Origin of the sequence: Streptomyces aidingensis, from assembly GCF_900112355.1 — a bacterium.
Classification (GTDB): domain Bacteria; phylum Actinomycetota; class Actinomycetes; order Streptomycetales; family Streptomycetaceae; genus Streptomyces; species Streptomyces aidingensis.
In genome coordinates, this window is record NZ_FOLM01000001.1 from 652,379 (window position 1) to 676,153 (window position 23,775).

Sequence of the window (23,775 nt, forward strand, 5' to 3'; positions counted from 1 at the left end):
GCCCCCGCCCCGGGCCGGCCCCATGCCATGCCCGTTCCGTGCCCCGGCCGTGCGCCCCCTGCGCCCCTGGGCGCGCATGGTGATCGAACGGTGTCGAAGAAAATACGGGCAGATGTGCAACCTCCGGGGTATCCCGGATGTCTCACTGTGCACGGGGTGCAGGAGGGGATCGAAGGGCCTGGCAGGGGGCCGGGCCCTTCGGGTTGTCCGGAGGCGGCCACGGCGGGCGGGCCCGGGTGCGGCGGGAGTTTTCCACAGGCATCCCGGGGTGTCGGCGGCTGCGGTTAACGTCGAGTCATGTCGCGTCCGGCAAGTCCGTCCAGTGCCGCATCCGGTTCCCCGCCGCAGCCCGGCGCACCGCGCAGGGCCGTGGTGGAGGGGGTCCTGGAGCGGATCACCTATGCCAATGAGGAGAACGGCTACACCGTCGCCCGGGTGGACACCGGCCGGGGCGGCGGCGAGCTGCTGACCGTCGTCGGGGCGCTGCTCGGCGCCCAGGTGGGGGAGTCGCTGCGGATGGAGGGCCGCTGGGGCTCGCATCCGCAGTACGGCCGCCAGTTCATGGTGGAGAACTACACCACCGTGCTGCCCGCCACCGTGCAGGGCATCCAGCGGTATCTGGGCTCGGGCCTGATCAAGGGCATCGGCCCGAAGACCGCCGAGCGGATCGTGGAGCACTTCGGCACCGAGACCCTGGAGGTCATCGAGGCCGATGCCGAGCGGCTGATCGCTGTCCCCGGCCTGGGCCCGAAGCGCACCGCGCTGATCGCCGCCGCCTGGGAGGAGCAGAAGGCCATCAAGGAGGTGATGGTCTTCCTGCAGAGCGTGGAGGTCTCCACCTCCATCGCGGTGCGGATCTACAAGCAGTACGGCGACGCCTCCATCTCCGTGGTGAAGAACCAGCCCTACCGGCTGGCGGCCGACGTATGGGGCATCGGTTTTCTCACGGCGGACCGGATCGCCCGCGCGGTCGGCATCCCGCAGGACAGCCCGGAGCGGGTCAAGGCCGGGCTCCAGTACGCGCTGTCGCAGTCCACCGAGCAGGGGCACTGCTTTCTGCCGGAGGAGCGGCTGATCGCGGACGCGGTCAAGCTGCTCCAGGTGGACACCGGCCTGGTGATCGAATGCCTTGCCGAGCTGGCCGACGACCCCGAGGGCGTCGTCCGGGAACGCATCCCCGAGCGCCCCGCGCCATCCGCACCACCGCCCCGGCGCAGCCCGGACGGCAGCGCCGCCGACGCACCACCCGACGAGCCCCGGGACACCGGCGAGGACACCGGCGGGGACCCGGGCGGGGACGGTGCCGGCCGGCTGGACGCCATCTATCTCGTCCCCCTGCATCGCGCGGAGGTCGCCCTGGCCGCCCAGGTGCGGCGGCTGCTGCGGAACGAGGGGGACCGGCTCTCGGCCTTCCAGGGGGTGGACTGGGGCAAGGCCCTGGCCTGGCTGGCCGCCCGTACCGGCGCCGAGCTGGCGCCCGAGCAGGAGCAGGCGGTCCGGCTGGCGCTGACCGAGAAGGTGGCCGTGCTGACCGGCGGCCCCGGCTGCGGCAAGTCGTTCACCGTCCGCTCCGTCGTCGAGCTGGCCCGGGCCAAGCGCGCCAAGGTGGTGCTGGCCGCGCCCACCGGCCGGGCCGCCAAGCGGCTGGCCGAGCTGACCGGCGCCGAGGCCTCCACCGTGCACCGGCTGCTGGAGCTGCGGCCCGGCGGGGACGCCGCCTATGACCGGGACCGCCCGCTGGACGCCGATCTGGTGGTCGTGGACGAGGCCTCCATGCTGGATGTGCTGCTGGCGAACAAGCTGGTCAAGGCGGTGGCGCCGGGCGCGCATCTGCTGCTGGTGGGGGATGTGGACCAGTTGCCCTCGGTCGGCCCCGGCCAGGTGCTGCGGGATTTCCTGGCCGAGCCCGGGCCCGTCCCGGCGGTCCGGCTGACCCGGATCTTCCGCCAGGCGCAGCAGTCCGGGGTGGTCACCAACGCGCACCGCATCAACACCGGTCTGCCGCCGGTCACCCAGGGGCTGGCCGACTTCTTCCTGTTCGCCGAGGAGGACACCGAGGCCGCCGGGAAGCTGGCGGTGGATGTGGCGGCCCGCCGGGTGCCCGCCAGATTCGGGCTCGACCCCCGCCGGGATGTGCAGGTGCTGGCGCCCATGCACCGCGGCCCGGCGGGCGCGGGGGTGCTGAACGCGCTGCTCCAGGAGGCCATCACCCCGGCCCGTCCCGGCCTGCCGGAGCGGCGGATCGGCGGCCGGGTCTTCCGTGTGGGCGACAAGGTGACCCAGATCAGAAATAATTATGACAAAGGAGAAAATGGGGTTTTCAATGGCACGGTCGGGGTGGTCACCGGCCTCGATCCCGTGGAGCAGCGGCTGACGGTGCTCACCGAGGAAGACGAGGAAGTGCCCTACGACTTCACCGAGCTCGACGAGCTGGCGCACGCCTACGCCGTAACGATCCACCGGTCCCAGGGCAGCGAGTATCCCTGCGTGGTGATTCCGGTCACCATGAGTGCCTGGATGATGCTGCAGCGGAATCTTTTGTATACCGCGGTGACCCGGGCGAAACGGCTGGTGGTGCTGGTCGGCTCGCGCCGTGCGCTCGGTCAGGCGGTGCGCAGCGTCTCCGCCGGGAGCCGGTATACGGCACTGGACAAGCGGCTCACCGGGGCGCTATGCCCTTGATGCCCCTTGGTGCTCGGCACTGCGTGCCAGAAAACACGTCCATTGGCTGACCCCGAGTGCACTAAGTGGCGCCGGATGGGGGACAGTGGAAGCAGTCAGGGCACCTCGAAGAAGAGGCACGACGTCGGTGAGGGAAGACGTGAGCGAACACCGCGCAAGTGACAGCGCCGTAGTACTGCGGTACGGAAAAGACGAGTACCGCTATCCCATGGTGGAGAGCACGGTCGGTGACCAGGGGCTCGACATCGCCAAGCTGCGCGCCGATACCGGTCTGGTGACCCTGGACTCCGGTTACGGCAACACCGCCGCCTACAAGTCGGCGATCACCTACCTGGACGGCGAGCAGGGCATCCTCCGCTACCGGGGCTATCCCATCGAACAGCTCGCGGAGCGCGGCTCGTTCCTGGAGACCGCCTTTCTGCTGATCAACGGCGAGCTGCCCACCGCCGAGGAGCTGGCGGCCTTCCGGGACGAGATCACCCAGCACACGCTGCTGCACGAGGACGTCAAACGGTTCTACCAGGGCTTCCCGCGCGACGCCCACCCGATGGCCATGCTCTCCTCCGTGGTCAGCGCGCTGTCCACCTTCTACCAGGACAGCCACAACCCGTTCGACGAGAAGCAGCGCCACCTCTCCACCATCCGGCTGCTGGCCAAGCTGCCGACCATCGCGGCCTTCGCCTACAAGAAGGCGGTCGGCCACCCCTTCGTCTATCCGCGCAACGACCTCGGCTATGTGGAGAACTTCCTCCGCATGACCTTCGCCGTCCCGGCCGAGGAGTACGCGCTGGACCCGGTCGTGGTCGACGCCCTGGACAAGCTGCTGATCCTGCACGCGGACCACGAGCAGAACTGCTCCACCTCCACCGTCCGCCTGGTCGGCTCCTCGCACGCCAACCTGTTCGCCTCCATCTCGGCCGGCATCAGCGCCCTGTGGGGCCCCCTGCACGGCGGCGCCAACCAGGCCGTGCTGGAGATGCTGGAGTCCATCGCGGCCTCCGGCGGGGATGTCGACACCTTCATCCGCAAGGTGAAGAACAAGGAGGACGGCGTCCGGCTGATGGGCTTCGGCCACCGGGTCTACAAGTCCTTCGACCCCCGCGCCAAGATCATCAAGCAGGCCGCGCACGGGGTCCTCTCCGCCCTCGGCAAGTCCGACGAACTGCTGGACATCGCCCTCCGCCTGGAGGACCGGGCGCTCAGCGACGACTACTTCGTGCAGCGCAACCTCTACCCCAACGTGGACTTCTACACCGGTCTGATCTACCGCGCGATGGGCTTCCCGACCACCATGTTCACGGTGCTCTTCGCGCTGGGCCGGCTGCCCGGCTGGATCGCCCAGTGGCATGAGATGATCAAGGAACCGGGTTCGCGCATCGGCCGCCCCCGGCAGATCTACACCGGCGTGGTCGAGCGGGACTACGTCCCCGTCGAGCAGCGCTGAACGCGGCTCCACCGCCCTTTGCCGCACACCTCCGCACAGGACATCCGCGCAGGACATCCGCACTCTGCGCGGCTCACGACGCCGCACGGTCGTACGGGCCCGGTCTCCACTGGAGCACCGGGCCCGCGTGATTGTGATGCAGATCACAGCGCCAGGGGGGCAACGAACCGGCCCCAGTCGTGTCTAACTGAGTGACGTCGATGTGGTTTCGGCTGGATCCGCATCGGCGAGCCGACTGGGCGAGGTCCCGTGGGGGGACGCTTCGCGTCAGCGGCACAAAGCGCCTCGCCCGGGCCCAGTGGGGGGACTCGGCGCGAGGCGCTTTCTCCTTGTCTACGCGCACACACCCCACCCACCCCTCACCAGCCGTATGCGGGCGCTGACGCAGGGCTGTTGCCGGCGCCGGTCCCTCCGCGCGTGGCAGTTATCCTGTGCCCGTGCCCATGCCAGATCTTCCGTGGTCGGACGTTGAACCCCTGCCGCTTCTGAACGGGGACCTCGACTCCATCCTCGAATCCGTACAGGCTCTGCAGCGGGCCTGGAAGGACGTCGTTTCCCTGAACGACGCCGCCTTTCAGGAGGCCCGTCGCCGTTCCCTGCGGCGCCACGCGATCGAGACGGGCATCATCGAGCGCCTGTACGAGGTCGACTGGGGAGTCACGGAGGCGCTTGTCGCGGAAGGCCTGACTGCCGACGCGGTGGCCCGGGCGGCCGATGGAGTGGTCTCGGAAGACGTACTGGACATCATCAGGTCCCAGTACGACGCCCTGGAGTTCCTGGTGGAAGCGGCCCGGGACGGACGGGAGGTCTCCACGTCGCTGATCCGCGAACTGCATGTGGCGCTGACCCGCCGCCAGCGCACCTATACCGCCACCGGTCCGACCGGACAGACCTTCGAGGCCACACTCCACCACGGCCAGTGGAAGGTCCAGGCCAACCACGTGCGGCGCCCTGATGGTTCGATGCTTGAGTACACGCCCCCCGAGCATGTGCCGGCGCAGATGGATGAACTCATCAGGCAGTACCGCACCACGGAGTCGGTTCACCCCCTCGTCCGTGAGGCATGGCTGCACCATCGCTTTGTCCGTATCCATCCGTTCGAGGACGGGAACGGCCGTGTCGCGCGGTGTCTCACCCTGCTCGGGCTGCTGAAGTGCGATCTTGCCCCCCTGGTGGTGGACCGCCGGGAACGGGACCGGTATCTGCGCTGCCTCGACCAGGCGAACGAAGGTGAGCTCCGCCCGCTGGTGCGGTTCTTCGCCGGGCTGGAGATTGTCGCGCTTCGCAGCGAGCTGGAGCGCCCGCCGAAATCCCTGGAGGAAGCAGGGGCCGCTGGTGGTGCCCTCGCCGTCCTCGGGGCCGGCGTCGACCGGCTGCGCGGACTGCGGGACGAGACGGGTGCGCGGGAGCGGGCGAGCAAGGTGCAGGTCCTTGCCGACGCCCTCCAGCAGCGGCTGACGGACTGGCTGCAGTCCATGGCGGACCAGTTCGAGAGCCTTTTGAAGGACATTGACTCCGGGGCATTCGCCTCGGTGAAGGCGGTTGCACCGCCCCAGCCGCAGGCCCGCTTCTGGCGGTGGCAGGTTGTGCAGGCCGCGCGGAGCGTGGACTTTTACGCCAACCTCCAGCAAGGCGTGTGGTGGACCCGCCTCCGCCTGGTCGCGCTGGGGCAGGAACTTCGGTTCCTGGTGTTCCTGCAGAAAGTCGGCCGAGGAGAAACCGGTGTGCTGGCACTGACGGTGTACGCCGAGATGCTCGGCCGGGAATCCGGCGACACCTTCCGCCAGGAAGCAGAGCCCGTCGTGGTCTCCACACCGAGTGAGACCGTCACCTGGATCCACACCGACAGCCCGGAAAGCCGCTGGGACAGCGTGGAGGAAGTACTCGACACCACGCTCGCAGCGGCCCTGCACACCTTCACCTCCGCCCTCGGCTGACCGACGACGGCTGCGATCCCGGGCGGGAGCGTTATCCGTCGCCGACGGGCAGCAGGCCGCGTTCGGCGAAGACCTTCTTGGCGGTGAAGGTGGCGTTCAGCGCGCGCGGGAAGCCGCAGTAGGCGGCGGCGTGCAGCATGGCCTCGACGATCTCCTCGGGGGACAGGCCGACGTTCAGCGCCGCGTTGACGTGCACCTCCAACTGGGGCTCGCAGCCGCCGAGCGCGGTGAGCATGCCGAGGGTCACCAACTGCCGGTCGCGCGGCGGCAGCGCCGGGCGGCTGTAGATCTCGCCGAAGCCCCAGGCGGCGATCTGGTGGGCCAGCTCCGGGGAGACGTCGGCGAGCGCGTCCATCACCCGCCGGCCGGCGTCGCCGTCGATCTCACCGAGCACCCGCATGCCCCGCTCGAACCGCTCCCGCCGCATCTCGTCACCGCTCATGTGTCTGTCTCCGTCCCGGCTTGTTCCGTCACCGGACGAAGCTACGGGTCAGAGCGGACTCCAGGGCAAGCCCGGTTCCTTCAGACGGGTGAGCAGTGCGGCGAACGCGGCGGGAGAAGCGGCGAGCACGGTCTCCGGTGCGTCGCTCTCCCTCAGCAGCAGCGGCCCGCCGCCGTGCGCCAACTCGACGCAGTCGGGGCCGTTGGCTCCGGAGAAGGAGGACTTCTGCCACTGGATCGCTATGCCGGTCATGGCGGCGCCTCACAGTTCCCGTGCGATGTGATGGATGAGCTGGCGGGACTCCTCGGGGTCGAGGGCCGCCCGCAACGCGTGATCGAAGAACGCGCGGTAATTCTCCAACACTGTCTCGGCGTCGGCGAAGCGTCCCCCGTAAGGGCTGTCCATGTGCACGGTGTCCAGGTGTGGCACCACCCCGCCCGCGTAGACAACGGGCTGGGTGGCCTCGATGAAACGCTCGTTGGTGAACGGGACGACACGGACATCGACGGCCGGTGACCGCGATGACTCGATGAGATGCTCCAACTGATTCCGGACCACCTGGCGGCCACCGAACCGCATGCGCAGGGCGGCTTCGTGGATGATCGCCTGGAGCGGAGGAGAGTCCGGCCGCTCGAAGAAGACCTTGCGCCGCATCCGGTACTCGGTGCGGACCCGGACCTCCTCCTCGGGCAGAGGTGGGATGCCGCCCCGGAACAGGGCCTCGGCGTAGTCCTCGGTCTGAAGCAGGCCGGGGATGGAAACGATCTGGACGGACCGCAGGTAGGTCGCGTGGTGTTCGAGTTCTGCCACATCGAGGAAGTCGGGGGAAAGAATTCCCCGATACTCATCCCACCAGCGCTTGCCTCGGCGTTCTCCGGCCATGGCGCACAGGGCCTCGATCAGTGCCGCGTCGGTGCAGGCGTAGTAGGCCGCCAGGCGGCGGATGCGCTCCTCGCTGATGGCCCGGTAACCAGCCTCGATATTGCTCATCTTGGACTGATCCGTGCCGATGAGTGCGCCGGCCTCCCGTGCCGTCCTGCCCGCCTTCTCCCGCAGCTTGCGCAACTCCGCACCCAGTCGTCTCTCCCGTGCGCTCGGATTGATCCTCGGCGGCATCCCACTCCCTTCGCTTCGGACCAGTCTGACCGTCCGACAGCCCTCCGGTCGAATCGCTCATCACCCAAATGAGCGACTTGTTAGGTGGGCTTTATGCCCCCTAGCTTGAGGGGAGGTGAAGGAATCCTAGGAGCGGAAATGGATGTGGCGGTGCGGGGCAGGAGCGGGGTGCGGTCGTATCGGCTGACGGTGCCGAACGCGCCGGATTCGGTACGGGTGGTGCGCGATCATGTCGCGGTCGTGGTGGCGCACGGCGGGCTGGGGGAGGTGGCGGACACCGCCCGGCTGCTGGTCTCGGAGCTGGTCACCAACACCTGGCGGCACACCACCGGACCGCTGGTCACGGTGATCACCACGCTGCGCGGGGACCGGGTGACCGTCTCCGTGCACGACGGTTCCGGCGCCGCGCTGCCGACCCCCAGGGAGGCGCCGCCGGAGGCCGGGAGCGGGCGCGGTCTCTGGCTGGTGCACACGATGGCCTCGGCCTGGGGGGTGTCCCGGGGGAGCGGCCAATGCTGGAAGAGCGTGTGGTTCGAGCTGCGGCGCGGGGGCCGGTGAAGCGCTTCCTTGACGTGTGCACGATGTGGCGCTAGTGAACGTCCTTGAACCGGTTCAACGGAAGGGTTGACTGTGAGAAGCCGTTCACGAGGGCTACTGGCCGCCATGGCGGCCCTGGTGGTGCTGCTGGGGCTGATGGTGATGCCCAGCGGCGCCCTTGCCGCCGACGCCGGGACGACGGGCGCGACGGGCGAAAGGGGCGGGCAGGGCGGTGGGCGTTCGGCGCAGGACGTGGTCGACGCCATGCAGCCCGGCTGGAATCTGGGCAACACCTTCGACGCCATCGGCGCCGACGAGACCGCCTGGGGCAATCCGCGGGTCACCCGCGAACTGCTCCGCAACATCCGGGCGCAGGGCTTCCGGAGCATCCGGATACCGGTGACCTGGGGCCAGCACCAGGGCCCGGCACCGGACTACACCATCGACCCGGCCACCCTGGAACGCGTCCGCGAGGTCGTCGGCTGGGCGCTGGACGAGGGCCTGTACGTCCTGATCAACATGCATCACGACTCCTGGCAGTGGGTGAGCGGGATGCCCGCCCGGCATGACGAGGTGCTCGACCGGTACACCGCCGCCTGGACGCAGATCGCCGGCGCGTTCCGCGACTCCTCCCGCCGTCTGCTGTTCGAAAGCATCAATGAGCCGTTCTTCGACGGCAGTTCGGGAGACGCGCAGAACGCCGCGCTGATGCACGAGCTGAACGCGGCCTTCCATGCCGTGGTGCGCGGCTCGGGCGGCCGGAACGCCACCCGCCTGCTCGTTCTGCCCACCCTGCACACCTCGGCCGACCAGGCCAGGCTGGACGAACTGGCCGCCACCCTCGCCGAGCTGGACGACCCCCGCCTGGTGGCCACCGTCCACTTCTACGGCTTCTGGCCGTTCAGTGTGAACGTCGCCGGCCACACCCGCTTCGACGAGACCACCCGGCAGGACCTGACCGATGTCTTCGACCGGGTGCACGAGACGTTCACCGCCCGGGGCGTGCCCGTGATCATCGGCGAGTACGGGCTGCTCGGCTTCGACCGCAGCACCGACACCGTCCAGCAGGGCGAGAAGCTGAAGTTCTTCGAGTTCCTGGGCAATTACGCCCGCGCCAAGCGGCTCACCACCATGCTCTGGGACAACGGCCAGCACTTCGGGCGTACCACCTTCGAGTGGAGCGATCCGAGCCTGTACCGGCAGATCCGGTCGAGCTGGCGGGTGGCCTCGGGCACCGCCTCCAGCGACCAGATCTTCGTCCGCCGCGGCGGAAGCCCGTCGGACGCGACCCTCACCCTGAACCCCAACGGCAACCGGCTGTGGTCGGTACGCCATGGCCACCGGTGGCTGGTCCACGGGCGCGACTACACGCTCGACGGCGACCGGCTGACCGTCTTCGCGGCCACCCTGGAGCGCCTGACCGCGGCCCGGGAGTACGGGACCAACGCGGTGCTCACGCTGCGCTTCTCCCGGGGAGTGCCCTGGGAGGTGAAGGTGATCAGCCATGACACGCCGGTGGTGGCGGACGCCGCCGGAACCACCGGCGGGCTGGTGATCCCGGCCGCCTTCCACGGCGACCGGCTCGCCACCATGGAGGCGGTCTACGCCGACGGCAGCGGCAACGCCGGGCCGCACGGCTGGACCTCCTACAAGGAGTTCGGCGCGGCCTTCGCACCCGACTACGACGCCGGGGAGATCACCCTGCCCGCGGCCTTCTTCGACGAGGTGCGGGACGGCTCCACGGTGCTGCTGACCTTCCACTTCTGGAGCGGTGACACGGTGGAGTACACCCTGACCAGGTCCGGCACCACGGTCACCGGCACCGCCGGCTGACCGCGGCGCAAACGGGCCGGGGCCCTTCCCGCCGGTGGCGGCGGGAAGGGCCCCGGGCCCGGGCGCGGGCCGTGCGGAGGAGCGGAGCGGCTCAGGCGGCGCCGACCAGCGTGTAGCCGGCCTCGTCGACCGCGGCGCGCACCGCGGACTCCTCCAGCGGCGCCTCGGAGGTGACCGTGACCAGCCCGGCCCCGGCGTCGGCCTTCACCGCCGTGACGCCCGGCAGGGCGGAGAGCTCGGAGGAGACGGCCCCCTCGCAGTGGCCGCAGCTCATCCCGCTGACCTTGTAGGTGACGGTGCTCATGGTGGCTCCTCATGCATGGGTGAGACGGGCGGGTGTCCCGGTGCCCCCCGGACCCCCGGACGGGTGCTTGCAACACCAAAGATAATACCCCCTTGGGGTATGAGCCAGTCGCTCGGCCGTGTGAGGCCCGGCACCCTTGTGCGGTGCCGGGCCTCATCTGCCGGGGCGGTCCGCCGGATCGGGGATCAGTTCTTCCGGCCCCGCCGGCCCGGTCGCTGGGTCACCCACTTCCTGATGGTTTCCGGGTACCAGTAGGGCCTGCCGCGCTCGACCACGTCCGGCGGCGGAAGATGGCCGTGCTTCCGGTACGACCGGACGGTGTCCGGCTGCACCTGGATGTGCGCGGCGATCTCCTTGTACGACCAGAGTCCGCGGTCCGTCATCAACTAAGCACCTCCCTGCACCGCGCCGGGGCGACGGCCGCCCTGGTGGCCGTCGGGGGGAGCCCCCGCGCGGCGGCTGGTGATCACGAGCCTGTGCCCGGAGAACGATCGAGGCCCGGACGGGATGGGGCTTGTTGGCCACCTGTGACGGGAGAGGTGCCGAACGGTGACGGATGCCGGACGATCGCGAACTGACCGGACGCGGGTCCGTGTGTCGCTTCTGGATAGGGGAATCGCACAGATCTGACAAGAGGTCAGGTCCGTGCGCGGCGCGGCACAGGGCTTGGCTAGGCTCGGGTCATGGGGAAGGGGACGACGCCTGTGGACCTCCAGTTCAGCATCGACCGCGGCAGCCCGGTGCCGCTGTACTTCCAGCTCTCCCGTCAGTTGGCGGAGGCCATCGAGGACGGCCGGCTGCCGCCCGGCTCCCTGCTGGGCAACGAGATCGAGCTGGCCGCCCGGCTCGGCCTGTCCCGGCCCACCGTCCGGCAGGCGATACAGGCCCTGGTCGACAAGGGCCTGCTGGTCCGCCGCCGCGGCGTGGGCACCCAGGTGGTGCAGAGCCGGATGGGCCGCCCCCTGGAGGTCAACAGCCTTTACGACGACCTGGAGGCGGCCGGCGAGCGCCCGGCCACCCGGGTGCTGCGCATCGAGACGGTTCCCGCCCCGGAGGAGGTGGCCGGCGCGCTGGGCTTGTCCGGCGGCGCGGCCGTCCATCTGCTGGAGCGGCTGCGCCTGAGCCAGGACCAGCCCCTGGCCTATCTGCGCAACTATCTGCCGCAGGGGCTGTTCGCCCCGGAGCGCCAGGACCTGGAGAGCGGCGGGCTCTACCACCGGTTACGCAAGGCCGGCATCACCCTGCACAGCGCGCGCCAGTCCATCGGCGCGCGGGCCGCCACCGGCGAGGAGGGTGCCCTGCTGGCCGAACCGGAGGGCGCGCCGCTGCTGACCATGCGGCGCACCGCCTATGACGACACCGGCCGGGCCGTGGAGTACGGCTCGCATCTGTACCGGGCCACCCGCTATGCCTTTGAGCTGCATCTGCTGGTGCGGTCATGAACGCCGGGGCGGGATGCCGGGGCTCCTTCCGGCCGGCCCGGCCCGCTCCGCGGTCCGGTCACTTCTCCCGGCGGGCCGAGAGGGCGGTGGCCCCGGTGGAGGTGTTCTCCGGGCCGTCGCCGGCCGCCCCGCCCGTTCCCCCGCCGCCGGTGCCCTTGCCGTCCGGGCCGTCCGGGCCGTCCGTACCGGCACCGCCCCCGGCACCGTCCCGGGCGGCATGGACCCGGTTGCGCCAGCCCAGCACCCCCGCCGCGCACACCGCCGCCACGGTGGAGGCGATCAGCACCGCGGCCTTGACATGCTCCTCCAGCTCGTGATGCTCGGCGAAGGCCAGCTCGGTGACGAGCAGCGAGACCGTGAAGCCGATGCCGGCCAGCAGCGCGGCCCCGGCGATGTCCGCCCAGCCCAGCGCGGGCGAGAGCCTGGCGCGGGTGAATCTGGCCATCAGATAGGTGGCGCCGAAGACCCCGATCAGCTTGCCCGCGAACAGCCCCATCAGCACACCGACCGCCTCGGAGTCCCCGGCCATCGCGGTCAGGCTGGACGGCGAGATCTCCACCCCGGCCGCGAACAGCGCGAACAGCGGCACCGCCAGCCCGGCCGAGTACGGGTGCACGATGTGCTCCACATGCTCCGCCGGGGACTCGTGCTCGCCCTCCCGCGGGGTGGTGCGCAGCAGCATGCCGATGGCCACGCCCGCGATGGTGGCGTGCACCCCGCTGTTGATCATCAGCGCCCAGATCACCAGGGCCAGCGGCACATAGACGTACCAGCCGCGCACCCCGCGGTGGTGGAGCTGGTGGAAGAGGACCAGCCCGGCCAGCGAGCCCAGCAGCGCCCAGAGGTTCATCTGCGAGGTGTAGAAGATCGCGATGATGATGATCGCGATCAGGTCGTCCACGATCGCCAGGGTGAGCAGGAAGGTGCGCAGCGCGGACGGCAGCCTGCGGCCGACCACCGCCAGCACGCCCAGCGCAAAGGCGATGTCGGTGGCCATGGGCACCGCCCAGCCGTTCAGTTCACCGCCCTGGGTGCCCACGATCGCGACATAGATGAGCGCCGGTACGGCCATGCCGCCCACCGCGGCCACGATGGGCAGGGCCGCGGCGGCCGGGTTGCGCAGTTCGCCGATGACCAGTTCGCGCTTGAGCTCGATGCCGGCGATGAAGAAGAAGACGGCCAGCAGTCCGTCGGCCGCCCAGTGGCCGATGGACATCCGCAGGCCGAGCACCTCCGGGCCCAGGTAGTGGTCGCGCACCGAGGCGTAGCCGTCGCTCAGCGGGGAGTTCGCCAGGATCAGCGCCAGCGTGGCCGCCAGCAGCAGCATCACGCCGCCGGAGACCTCCAGGCGCAGGAATTCGGCGATGGAGCGGCGGTCACGCTCGGTGTAGTCGTGGTGCGGCTGCGGGGAATGCTGGGCGTGCGGCGGCGTCATGGACGGCGGGCCTCCGTGTCGAGGGGACGGTTACGGGTTACGGAAACAATTGGGGACAACTGCAAACCGATTGCCGACCAGACTTCCCGGCGCGCCCAACGGACCTGCCCCCGGCCGCGGGCGGCCCGCCGGTACTCCGGCGGCTCCCGGTGGCCGTGACCACGTCCGGTATTTCTGTTGTTCCTGTGCTTCTGTGTTTCTGTGACTGCTGCGGTGCCGCGTGTGCTTGTACGGTGAAACGGTAGCGGTGCGGGTTCCGCTCCAAACGCAGAAAGCGGTGGCTCCACCGTACATGGTCACACCCGGTTACCGGCAGGGGGGTCAGCTCAACTCGGCGAAGGCCTCCACCGCGGCCGTCTTGCCGGTGACCACGATCACATCGCCCGCCTCGATCACGGTCTCCGCGGTCGCATAGGTGAAGCCCTGGCCGGGGCGCTTGATCCCGACCACGGTCACCCCGTACTTGGAGCGGACCGCGCTCACGCCCAGCGGCACACCGGTGGCTATCTCCGGGGCCACCGTCTTGACCAGCGCGTAGTCGTCGTCGAACTCGATGAAGTCGAGCATCCGGCCGGTGACCAGATGCGCCACCCGCTCGCCCATCTCATGCTCCGGCAGCACCACATGGTGGGCGCCGAGCCGCTCCAGGATCTGGCCGTGCTGGCGGCTGATCGCCTTGGCCCAGACATTGGGGATGTCGAACTCCAGCAGATTGGTGGTGACCAGGATGCTGGCCTCCACATCGCTGCCGATGGCCACCACCGCGCTGGAGAAGTCGTGCACCCCCAGCTGGCGCAGCACCTCGGGGTCGGTGCAGTCCGCCACCGCCGAATGGGTGAGGAAGTCGCTGTGCCGCTGCACCAGACGCTCGCTCTCGTCGATGCCCAGCACGTCCCAGCCGCGGCGCATCAGCTCCCGGGCCAGCGAGCTGCCGAACCGGCCCAGGCCGATCACGGCCACCCGCTGGTCGCCCATGTGCTGCTGCGCGTAGCTGTGCGCGAGCCGTTTGCGGCGCCGCTGGCGCAGGGAGTGGAGGTAGTTGCCCATCGTCATCCAATGATCGGTCGTTCTTCGGGAAGCTGGTAGCGGCGGGTGCGCTCCCGCAGCGCCAGCGCGGAGACCAGGGTGATCGGACCCACCCGGCCGATGAACATCAGCCCGACGATGATCAGCTTGCCCAGCGGCGGCAGGTCCATGGTGGCGCCCGCCGACAGCCCGACCGTGCCGAACGCCGAGACCGCCTCGAACAGAACCACCTCCAGCCGCTCCTCCATCAGGGTGAGGAGGGCGATGGTGGCCAGGATCACCAGGCCCACCCCGAGCAGCGCCACGGTCAGCGCCTGGCGCAGCACATGGGGGGCCAGCCGGCGGCCGAGGATGCCGGAGGCGGGCTCACCGCGCACCTCGGCGATGATGGCCACGCCCAGCACGGCGAAGGTGGTGACCTTGATGCCGCCGGCCGTGCCGCCGCTGCCGCCGCCGATGAACATCAGGGCGACGGTGGCCAGCAGGCTGGCCGGTTCCATGGCGCCGGTGTCCACGGAATTGAATCCGCCCGAGCGGGCCATGGCGGAGTGGAAGAACGCGTTGACGGTCTTGTCCACGACGTTCATGCCGCCCAGGGTGGCGGCGTTCTCCCATTCCAGGACGAGAACGAGCAGGGTGCCGGCGGCCAGCAGCAGGGCGCTGGTCAGCAGGGTGAGCTTCAGATGCAGCGACCAGCTTATCCGGCCGGTGTCGCGCCGCCGGGAACGGTGCCGCAGCAGCTCCACCATGACCGGGAAGCCGATGCCGCCCAGCAGCATCGCGGTCGCCACCGGCAGCAGCACCCATGGATCGTGCGCGTAGCCCATCAGGCTGTCCGAGTACAGGACGAAGCCGGCGTTGTTGAACGCCGACACGGCGTGGTAGAAGCCGTGATAAACGGCGTCTCCCCAGGCCATGCCATGGGCGGCGAAGCGCAGGATCAGCCAGATCGCGGTGACGCCCTCGATGATGGCGCTGATCAGGGCAATCCGGGTGACCACCCGGCGCACCTCGCCCAGCACCGGGCCCTTGGTCTCGGTCTGGGCCACCAGCGTCAACCGCATCCGCAGCTTGCCGGCGATCAGCAGGGCGAGCAGCGAGGCCACGGCCATGATGCCGAAGCCGCCGAGCTGGAACAGGACCAGGATCACCCACTGGCCGAAACCGCTCCAGTGGCTGCCGGTGTCCACCACCACCAGACCGGTCACACAGACCGCGGAGGTGGCCGTGAACAGGGCGTCGATCAGGGAGGTCGCCCGTCCGCCGGCGGCCGAGACCGGCAGCGCCAGCAGGGTGGTGCCGATGACGATGGTGCAGCCCCAGGCGGTCACCACGATGCGGGCCGGGTGGATGCGGAACAGAGCCGCCCGCCCCCGGCTCAGGACTTGCGCCACGCTTTGCCATCCTCAGGACACTCAGGACACGCATGACCGGCATGGCAGGCACAGGGGCCACGACAGCCATGACAGCCATGTCATTGACGTCTCGAGCGCACTCGAATCCAACAAAACGACCACTGTAACCGTATGCAGCAACCAAGGACGCCCGGGGCCGCCCCGCGGTCGTCGGTGACGGACCGTGTCCGGGCGGCCACCCGGTGGGACCGGCGGCCGTGACGAGGGCGGACGGGCGGCGCCCGGCCGGCGGATGACTGCATGATCCAGACACCCTCCTGTCCCGGTGTCGGTCCGGTGGCGTATAAATGTGGCCAGGATCGCAACGGGGAGGGGAACACATGGGGGAGTTCTTCGACGCGGCCCTGGAGTTCCCCACCGTCGTCTTCACCTTCCCGCTCGTGGTCGTCATCGGCTACTGGCTCTTCGCCGCGGTCACCGGCATCGCCGGCAGTGCCTTCGACGGCGGGGACACCGGGGGCGACGCGGGGGACGCGGGGGAGGGCGGCTCCCCCGGCGGCCTCGCGGGCCTGCCGGCCGTGCTGGGCCTGGGCGGCGTGCCGGTCACCGTGGTGCTGTCGCTGGTCATCGCCGTGGCCTGGTTCACCGGCCTGATCGGCACCGCGCTGTTCGACTCCGCCCTGATCCTGCTGCCCTGGACGGCGCTGATGCTGTACGCCGGCTGGCAGACCACCTGGCTGCTGGCCCGCCCGCTGCGCCGGATACTGCGCTCCGCTTCCGCGCCGCGCAACGCCCACTTCGTCGGCCGGGTGTGCGTGGTGCGGGTCGGCTGCGCCGGGGAGAGCTTCGGCCAGGGCGAGATCACCCTGGACGACGGCTCCACCGTCCTGGTGGACATCCGCGGCGAGGAGGGCGGCGAACCGATCGCCGCCGGCAGCAGCGCACTGCTCTTCGATTACGACCGGGAGGGCGATTTCTTCCGGGTCGCCCCGGCCGGCGCCGCCGCCGATCCGCTCGGCTGAGCCGCCGCGCCGCCGGACCGCCGCCGCTCACGCACCTTCCGGCACACGACAGAAGGACAACGCAACGATGGACACCGCCATCACCCAGGGGCTCGGCATACTCCTTGCCGTCATCCTGCTCATCCTGCTTGTGATGCTGTTCGCCATTACCCGGCTGTTCCGCAAGGTCGAGCAGGGCAAGGCGCTCATCGTCTCCAAAATGCGCAAGGTCGATGTGACCTTCACCGGCATGGTGGTACTGCCGGTGCTGCACAAGGCCGAGATCATGGACATCTCGGTGAAGACGCTGGAGCTGGCCCGGATCGGCAAGGACGGCCTGATCTGCTCCGACAACATCCGGGCCGACATCCGCATCTCCTTCTACGTGCGGGTCAACAACACCGTCGACGACGTGATCAAGGTCGCCCAGGCGATCGGCACCGAGCGCGCCAGCAACCAGGACACCCTCCAGCTGCTGTTCAACGCCAAGTTCTCCGAGGCGCTGAAGACGGTGGGCAAGCAGCTCGAATTCGAGGACCTCTACGTCAAGCGGGACGAGCTCAAGCAGCGGATCATCGCCGAGATCGGCCGCGACCTCAACGGCTACCGCCTGGAGGACGTCGCCATCGACTACCTGGAGCAGACCCCGCTCGCCCAGCTGGACAAGGACAACATCCTCGACGCCCAGGGCATCCGGAAGATCACCGAGCTGACCGCCGCCCAGCACATCCTCACCAACGAGTCCCGGCGCCACGAGGAGAAGGAGATCACCCGGCAGAACGTGGACGCCCGGGAGGCCGTGCTGGAGCTGGAGCGCCGCCAGGCCGACGCCGAGATCAAGCAGCAGCGGGAGATCGCCACCGTGCGGGCCAAGGAGGAGGCCGAGGTCGCCCGGATACAGGCCGAGGAGCGGCTGCGCGCCCAGGCCGCGCACCTCAAGACCGAAGAGGCCCTCGGCGTGCAGAACGAGAACCGCGAACGGGAGGTCGCCGTCGCCCAGTTGAACCGGCAGCGGGTGGTCGCGGTGGAGACCGAGCGCATCGAGAAGGACCGCCAGCTCGAAGTGATCGCCCGCGAGCGGGAGACGGAGCTGCGCCGGATCGCCAAGGACAAGGAGATCGAGGGCGAGAAGCGGGAGATCGCCGACGTCATCCGGGAGCGGATCGCGGTCGAGAAGACGGTCGCGCAGCAGGAGGAGGACATCAAGAAGCTGCGCACGGTCGAGGAGGCCGAGCGGGAGCGGCAGGCGCTGATCATCCAGGCCGAGGCCGAGGCCCAGGAGCGGCTGGTCAAGGACATCAAGGCCGCCGAGGCCGCGGAGGCCGCCGCGGTGCACCGCGCCCAGGAGGAGCTGACCCTGGCCGAGGCCCGGCGCAAGGCCGCCGAGATGGAGGCCGCCGCCGCTATCCGGCTGGCCGAGGGCAAGCAGGCCGACGCCGCCGCCGGCGGCATGGCCGAGGCCCAGGTCAAGGAGCGGATGGCCGCCGCCCTCGCCGCCACCCGGCACGCCGAGGCCGAGGCCGCCAAGGAGATGGGCCTGGCCGAGGCCGAGGCGCTGCGCGAGAAGATGGAGGCCGAGGCCGACGGCCTGAAGCAGAAGGCCGAGGCCATGGCCGCGCTGGACGCCGCCAGCCGGGACCACGAGGAGTACCGGCTGCGGCTGGAGGCCGAGAAGGAGATCCGCATCGCGCAGGTGGATGTGCAGCGGCAGATCGCCGAGGCCCAGGCCACGGTGGTGGGCACCGCCCTGGAGAACGCCAAGATCGACATCGTCGGCGGCGACCAGGTGTTCTTCGACCGGATCGTCAACGCCGTCTCCGCCGGCAAGAGCGTGGACAACCTCATCGGCCACTCGGAGAACGTGCAGGCCATGGCCGGTCCCTGGCTGGACCGGGAGAACTCCACCTTCACCCGGGACCTGGCCGGCATGCTCGGCGGGCTCGGCGCGGCCGGGCTGCGCGACCTCACCCTGGCCGGGCTGCTCACCAAGCTGATCTCGGACGGCGGGCAGCACAGCGGCGCCCTGTCCGAGCTGCTGGCGGCGGCCCGCGCCAACGGCCTGGCCGACCTGCCGCTGGAGCGGCTCGCCGTGCCGGCCCAGCCGCAGCCGAACCTGAACAAGCAGCTCAACGCCCAGCAGTGACGCCGGGGCGCCGGGCCGCCTCCGCGCGGCCCGGCGCCCCGCTCCACCGACACGGGACGACCAGGGGACGACACCGAACACCATGGCGAGCACACCGAACCCCGGCACCGGCGACGGCGGCGCGGGCGAGTCCGCCCACGGCGGGATGGAGACCGGCACCTACCAGGTGCTGCGGGACCGGATGACGGCCGCCGCCGCCGAACTGGCCGCCCGCGCCCAGCAGCTCAACACCCGGCGGATCGAGACCTTCGGCGGCAGCGAGCTGGAACTCGTCGCCACCGACCGCATCCGCACCGAGCACAACTGCGTCCCACGGGACATCGTGCAGGTCGGCGGAGCCCTGCTGTTCGGCTACAACGTGCACTTCGGGCTGAAGCAGACCACCGAACCCGCCGATGTCTTCGGGCTGCACGCCTACCGGCCCGGGGCCGCCGGCAGCGGCGGGCAGCACTTCACCGAGGCCCCGCCCGGGGCCGTGCCCGGCCTGCTGGACGCGCCCGCCTTCCGCCGCGACTTCGCCTCCCTCTACCGCTACTACCGCCAGGCGCAGTTGCTCCAGCTGCGCCGGGTCGGACCGCTGCTGCTGGCCGTCTTCCAGGTCGGCGAGCGGCAGGACGACATCCGCGTGCTGCGCTGGCGGATCGCCACCGACGGCACCCCGGAGTATCTGGACGCCAAGGGCGAGCGGGACCATGTCTTCCCGCCGTCCCACGACTTCGAATGGACCGTCACCGGCCGGGAGCACCACACCCCCGGGCAGCATCCGCATGTCTCCATCGAGGGCGAGCTGTTCGTCGACACCGTCGGCGGCTCCCTCACCGTCAAGGTGGAGGACAACACCGAGGACGGGCAGGGCGTCCACAGCGAGCCGGTGGCCGAGCCGCTCCAGTCGCTGGCCGACGCCGACATCGCCTACGCCCGGGTCGGCTCGCTGATCCTGCTGCGGGTCCTGCCCTACAACGAGGACACCCACCGCTATCTCGTCTACAACGGCCGCACCCGCGAGGTGGTCCGGCTGGACGGCATCGGCCAGGCCTGCCACACCCTCCCCGAGGACCAGGGCATCGTCTTCCCCGGCGGCTACTACCTGGCCGCCGCCCCGGCCGGCGCCGCCGCCAGGACCTTCGACCTGGACACCTCCGGGCTGGAGATGCAGGGCGTGGTCCGCTCGCCCAACGGCGAGGACGTGCTGTACTCCTACCACTCCCGGGCGGACGGCCGGTATCTGCTGCTGCCCTACAACCTGATCCGCAAGGACGTCGCCGCGCCGATCCTCTCCCACGGCCACTGCCTGTTCGACGACGGCACCATGGTCGTCTTCCGCGCCGACGACGAGCCCACCCGGGTGCACCCCATGCAGGTCTGGGCCACCCCCTTCGTCTCCGACGCGCACCACGCCGCCCAGCCGCTGCGGGACGGTCCGCTGGCCCGGATCGGCAACGCCGAACTGGTCCGCGGCATCTCCGACGCGCTCACCATCGCCCGGATGGCGAGCGAACTCGCCCCCGGCACCGCCGTCTTCGAGGCCGTCATCGCCGCCTGCGCCCGGCTGACCGACCAGTACCACTGGCTGGGCCTGGACGGTCTCCAGGGCCTGCACGAGCCGGTCGCCACCCTGCGCACCACCGCCGAGCAGGTGATCGACGAGTACGAGCGGCTCCAGGAACTGCGCCGGCAGGCCGCCGCCGCGGTCGGGGAGGCCCGCGAGCAGACCACCGCGCTGATCCGCCGGTCCCGCGGCGAGGCGCCCAAGGACGCCTCGCAGTGGGTCGCCCTGCTCACCGAACTGCGCCGCGCCCAGGGCAGGGTGGAGTCGCTGCGCGAACTGCGCCACGCGGATCTTTCCGCCCTGGACACCATCGGCGGCGAGATCGCCGAGGCGCTGGCCGCCACCGGCCGCCGCGCCGTGGCCTTCCTCTCCCGCGAGGACGCCTTCGACGCCACGCATGCCGCGGTGGCACGGCTCACCGCCCAGGCGGGCGAGGTGGCCACGGTGGCCGCGGCCGGACCGCTGGCCGGGGAGATCGCCGGGCAGGCCGAGTCCCTGACGACCGTCACCGAGGTGATCGGCGGCCTCGACATCGCCGACGCCACCGTGCGGACCGCCCTGCTGGAGCGGATCGGCGAGGTGACGGGCGCGGTCAACCGGGCCCGCGCGGTCCTCGACGGCCGCCGCCGGGAACTGCTGGAGCGGGAGGGCCGGGCCGAGTTCGCCGCCGAGTTCGCCCTGCTCGGGCAGGCCGTGGCCGGCGCCCTGGCCGCCGCCGCCACCCCGGAGGAGTGCGACGAACAGCTCGGCCGGCTGCTGCTCCAGCTCGAAAACCTGGAAGCCCGCTTCGGGGCCTTCGACGACTTCCTGGACAAGCTGGGGCAGCAGCGCGAGGAGATCTACGAGACCTTCTCGGCGCGCAAGCAGGCCCAGCTGGACGAGCGTGCCCGGCACGCCGAGCGGCTGTCCGCATCGGCCGGCCGCATCCTGTCCACGGTCGCCCGCCGGGCCGGCACGCTGGCCACCCTGGACGAGGTCAACGCCTACTTCGCCACCGACCCGCTGGTGGCGCGGGTGCGCGGCGCGGCCGGCGAACTGCGCGGCATCGGCGAGACGGTGCGGGCCGAGGAGCTGGAGGGCCGCATCAAGGCCATCCGGCAGGAGGCCGGGCGCTCGCTGCGCGACCGCACGGAGCTGTACGGGGCGGACGGCACGGTCCGGCTGGGCCGGCACCGCTTCGGCGTCAACAGCCAGCCGGTCGATCTGACCCTGGTGCCGCAGGACGGCGCGCTGGTCTTCGCGGTGACCGGCACCGACTACCGGGCACCGGTCACCGACCCCGGTTTCGCCGCCACCCGCGACTTCTGGGACCAGCCGCTGGTCTCGGAGTCCCCGCAGGTGTACCGCTCGGAGTATCTGGCCGCCAAGGTGCTCGGCCAGGAACCGGGGGAGCGGCTGGCCGGCGCCCTGGCGTCCGACGGGCTGACCGCGGTGGTCCGCGAGGTCGCCGAGGCCTCCTACGACGAGGGCTACGACCGCGGGGTGCACGACCAGGACGCGGCACGCATCCTGGCCGCGGTGCTGCGGCTGCGGGAGGCCGCCGGGCTGCTCCGGTTCACCCCCCGGGTGCGCGCCGCCGCCCAGCTCTTCTGGGCCTTCGGCGCCGCTCCGGAACACCGCGCCGCGTGGACGGTGCGGGCCCGCTCACTGGCCCGGGCCCGCGCCGTCTTCGGCCCCGGCGCGGCGACCGGCCGGCTCGCCGCCGAACTGGCCACCGCCGCGGCCGGGTTCCTCGCCGACGCGGTCGGACCCGCGGTGTGGGGCGAGGAGGAAGGGCCCGGAGCCGGGCCGGGTGCCGGGCCGGGCAGCGGTGTGCTGCGGGATGTGGGGGAGTACCTGTTCGAGGAGATCGCCGCCGGAAAGCCGGCGTTCGTGGCCGGCCGCGGCGCCAGGGAACTGCTGGGGGACTTCCGTGCCGCGCTGGGCGGCGCGGGCGGCGAGGAGTTCGACCGGGAGCTGCGCGAGCTGGGCGAGGGCCCGGAGTCGCTGGCCGAGCGGTATCAGCTCGTGGCCGCCTGGCTGGGCGCGTTCGCCGGGTCCGCGGGCCGGCCGGCCGACGACCTGCCGGAGGCCGTCGCCGTGGCGCTGTGCGCCGGGGCGCTGGCCCACCGGGAGGTGGACGCCCGCCTGACCGCCGCCGTGGGCGGCCTGCTCGGCGCCCATCCCCGCGTCACCGGCGGGGAGCTGACGCTGCGGCTGGACGAGTTCCTGGCCCGTACCGGCGAGTTCCGCACCGTGCGGGTGCCCGCGCACCGGGCCTATGTCCGGCGGCGCAACGCCCTGCTGGAGGCCGAGCGGGAGCGGCTGCGGCTGGCCTCCTTCGTGCCCCGGGTGATGCCCGCCTTCGTCCGCAACCGCCTGATCGACGAGGTCTATCTGCCGCTGATCGGCGACAACCTCGCCAAGCAGCTCGGCACCGCGGGAGAGGAGCGGCGCACCGACAGCCAGGGCCTGCTGATGCTGCTCTCCCCGCCCGGCTACGGCAAGACCACGCTGATGGAATATGTCGCCGCCCGGCTGGGGCTGGTCTTCGTCAAGGTCGAGGGCCCGTCCCTGGGCCACCACACCACCTCGCTGGACCCGGCCGCCGCGCCCGACGCCGCCGCCCGCCGTGAGGTGGAGAAGATCAACTTCGGCCTGGAGATGGGCAACAACGTCTTTCTGTATCTGGACGACATCCAGCACTGCTCGCCCGAACTGCTCCAGCGCTTCATCCCGCTCTGCGACGCCCAGCGCCGGATGGACGGCGTCCGCCCGGACGGCTCGCCCGTCACCCACGATCTGCGCGGCAAGCGCTTCGCCATCTGCATGGCGGGCAACCCGTTCACCGAGGGCGGCACCCGCTTCCGGGTGCCCGACATGCTGGCCAACCGCGCCGATGTGTGGAACCTGGGCGATGTGCTCTCCGGCCGGGAGGAGCTGTTCGCGCTCAGCCACATCGAGAACGCCCTGACCGCCAACCCGGTGCTGGCCCCGCTGGCCGCCCGGGAGCGCACCGACATCGATCTGCTGGTCCGGCTGGCCCGGGGTGACGAGAGCGCCTCGGCCGACCGCCTGGCCCACCCCTACAGCGCGGCCGAGCTGGACCAGATACTGGCCGTGCTGCGCAAGCTGCTGCACATCCAGCGCACCACGCTGCGGGTCAACGCCGCCTACATCGCCTCCGCCACCCAGGACGACGCGCACCGCACCGAGCCGCCGTTCCGTCTCCAGGGCTCCTACCGCAACACCAACCGGCTGGCCGAGAAGGTGGTGCCGGTGATGACCGAGGAGGAGGTGGAGGCGCTGATCGACGACCACTATCTGGCCGAGGCGCAGACCCTCACCCGGGGTGCGGAGGCCAATCTGCTGAAGCTGGCCGAGCTGCGCGGGCGGATGACGGCGGAACAGTCCGCCCGCTGGGCCCGGATCAAGCAGGCGTTCACCGCCTCCGCGCCCGCCCCCGCGCCCGCCGCCGCCCCGGCCATGCCGGCCTGAGCGCATTGTGGGCGGCGGCCCGGCCGGGCCGCCGCCCACAACGCGACGGAGA

At 70.9% G+C, this 23,775-nt stretch carries 17 protein-coding genes; 9 read left to right on the forward strand and 8 right to left on the reverse strand.

Annotated features, from left to right (window positions below):
- Positions 1-297 precede the first annotated feature (297 nt).
- The 3 genes from recD2 to BM242_RS02945 all read left to right on the forward strand — a co-directional run bounded on the left by recD2 (position 298) and on the right by BM242_RS02945 (position 6,063).
- Positions 298-2,682 carry an SF1B family DNA helicase RecD2 gene (recD2, locus tag BM242_RS02935; RefSeq protein WP_245833764.1) on the forward strand — a complete coding sequence of 795 codons (2,385 nt, stop codon included), beginning with the start codon at positions 298-300 and terminating at the stop codon, positions 2,680-2,682.
- Between the two features lie 208 nt (positions 2,683-2,890).
- Positions 2,891-4,126, forward strand: a complete 1,236-nt coding sequence (locus BM242_RS02940; RefSeq protein WP_425443795.1) for a citrate synthase — start codon at positions 2,891-2,893, stop codon at positions 4,124-4,126.
- Positions 4,127-4,569: 443 nt separating this feature from the next.
- Positions 4,570-6,063, forward strand: a complete 1,494-nt coding sequence (locus tag BM242_RS02945) for a Fic family protein (protein WP_093836981.1) — start codon at positions 4,570-4,572, stop codon at positions 6,061-6,063.
- Positions 6,064-6,094: 31 nt separating this feature from the next.
- On the opposite strand, the gene BM242_RS02950 is transcribed toward BM242_RS02945, so the two are convergent.
- From BM242_RS02950 to BM242_RS02960, 3 genes are read right to left on the reverse strand one after another with little or no spacing between them, the layout of a single operon-like run.
- Positions 6,095-6,505, reverse strand: a complete 411-nt coding sequence (locus BM242_RS02950) for a carboxymuconolactone decarboxylase family protein (protein WP_217652352.1) — start codon at positions 6,503-6,505, stop codon at positions 6,095-6,097.
- Between the two features lie 48 nt (positions 6,506-6,553).
- Positions 6,554-6,757: a DUF397 domain-containing protein gene (locus tag BM242_RS02955; RefSeq protein WP_175541225.1), complete on the reverse strand. Its 204-nt coding sequence runs from the start codon at positions 6,755-6,757 to the stop codon at positions 6,554-6,556.
- Between the two features lie 9 nt (positions 6,758-6,766).
- Positions 6,767-7,621 carry a helix-turn-helix domain-containing protein gene (locus BM242_RS02960; protein WP_093836982.1) on the reverse strand — a complete coding sequence of 285 codons (855 nt, stop codon included), beginning with the start codon at positions 7,619-7,621 and terminating at the stop codon, positions 6,767-6,769.
- Positions 7,622-7,789: 168 nt separating this feature from the next.
- On the opposite strand from BM242_RS02960, the gene BM242_RS02965 reads away from it, so the two are divergent.
- On the forward strand, positions 7,790-8,179 hold the full coding sequence (locus tag BM242_RS02965; protein ID WP_175541226.1) for an ATP-binding protein: 390 nt from the start codon (positions 7,790-7,792) through the stop codon (positions 8,177-8,179).
- Between the two features lie 105 nt (positions 8,180-8,284).
- Positions 8,285-9,991 carry a cellulase family glycosylhydrolase gene (locus tag BM242_RS02970; protein WP_093836984.1) on the forward strand — a complete coding sequence of 569 codons (1,707 nt, stop codon included), beginning with the start codon at positions 8,285-8,287 and terminating at the stop codon, positions 9,989-9,991.
- 91 nt (positions 9,992-10,082) lie between these two features.
- Here BM242_RS02970 and BM242_RS02975 read toward each other — a convergent pair whose 3' ends face one another.
- The gene (locus tag BM242_RS02975; RefSeq protein ID WP_093836985.1) at positions 10,083-10,295 is read right to left on the reverse strand and encodes a heavy-metal-associated domain-containing protein; all 213 of its coding nucleotides are present in this window, start codon (positions 10,293-10,295) and stop codon (positions 10,083-10,085) included.
- Positions 10,296-10,480: 185 nt separating this feature from the next.
- Complete coding sequence (locus BM242_RS02980) at positions 10,481-10,678, reverse strand: MerR family transcriptional regulator (RefSeq protein ID WP_093836986.1); 198 nt, start codon at positions 10,676-10,678, stop codon at positions 10,481-10,483.
- 300 nt (positions 10,679-10,978) lie between these two features.
- Between BM242_RS02980 and BM242_RS02985 the strand changes: the two genes are divergently transcribed.
- Positions 10,979-11,737 (forward strand): GntR family transcriptional regulator, encoded by a 759-nt coding sequence (locus tag BM242_RS02985; RefSeq protein ID WP_093836987.1) that lies wholly within the window; start codon positions 10,979-10,981, stop codon positions 11,735-11,737.
- A gap of 58 nt (positions 11,738-11,795) precedes the next feature.
- On the opposite strand, the gene nhaA is transcribed toward BM242_RS02985, so the two are convergent.
- The 3 genes from nhaA to BM242_RS03000 form a co-directional block, all read right to left on the reverse strand.
- Positions 11,796-13,172, reverse strand: a complete 1,377-nt coding sequence (gene nhaA, locus BM242_RS02990; protein WP_093836988.1) for a Na+/H+ antiporter NhaA — start codon at positions 13,170-13,172, stop codon at positions 11,796-11,798.
- Between the two features lie 321 nt (positions 13,173-13,493).
- On the reverse strand, positions 13,494-14,225 hold the full coding sequence (locus tag BM242_RS02995) for a potassium channel family protein (protein ID WP_245833765.1): 732 nt from the start codon (positions 14,223-14,225) through the stop codon (positions 13,494-13,496).
- Positions 14,222-15,592 carry a TrkH family potassium uptake protein gene (locus BM242_RS03000; protein WP_093836989.1) on the reverse strand — a complete coding sequence of 457 codons (1,371 nt, stop codon included), beginning with the start codon at positions 15,590-15,592 and terminating at the stop codon, positions 14,222-14,224. Before BM242_RS03000 ends, BM242_RS02995 begins: the two co-directional genes overlap by 4 nt.
- 341 nt (positions 15,593-15,933) lie before the next feature.
- Here BM242_RS03000 and BM242_RS03005 point away from each other — a divergent pair, with 341 nt between their 5' ends.
- The 3 genes from BM242_RS03005 to BM242_RS03015 all read left to right on the forward strand — a co-directional run bounded on the left by BM242_RS03005 (position 15,934) and on the right by BM242_RS03015 (position 23,723).
- Complete coding sequence (locus tag BM242_RS03005; protein ID WP_093836990.1) at positions 15,934-16,575, forward strand: OB-fold-containig protein; 642 nt, start codon at positions 15,934-15,936, stop codon at positions 16,573-16,575.
- Between the two features lie 67 nt (positions 16,576-16,642).
- A complete protein-coding gene (locus BM242_RS03010; RefSeq protein WP_093836991.1) occupies positions 16,643-18,697 on the forward strand; it encodes a flotillin family protein in 2,055 nt (684 codons plus the stop codon).
- Positions 18,698-18,779: 82 nt separating this feature from the next.
- A complete protein-coding gene (locus BM242_RS03015) occupies positions 18,780-23,723 on the forward strand; it encodes a DNA repair ATPase (RefSeq protein WP_093836992.1) in 4,944 nt (1,647 codons plus the stop codon).
- Positions 23,724-23,775: the final 52 nt, after the last annotated feature.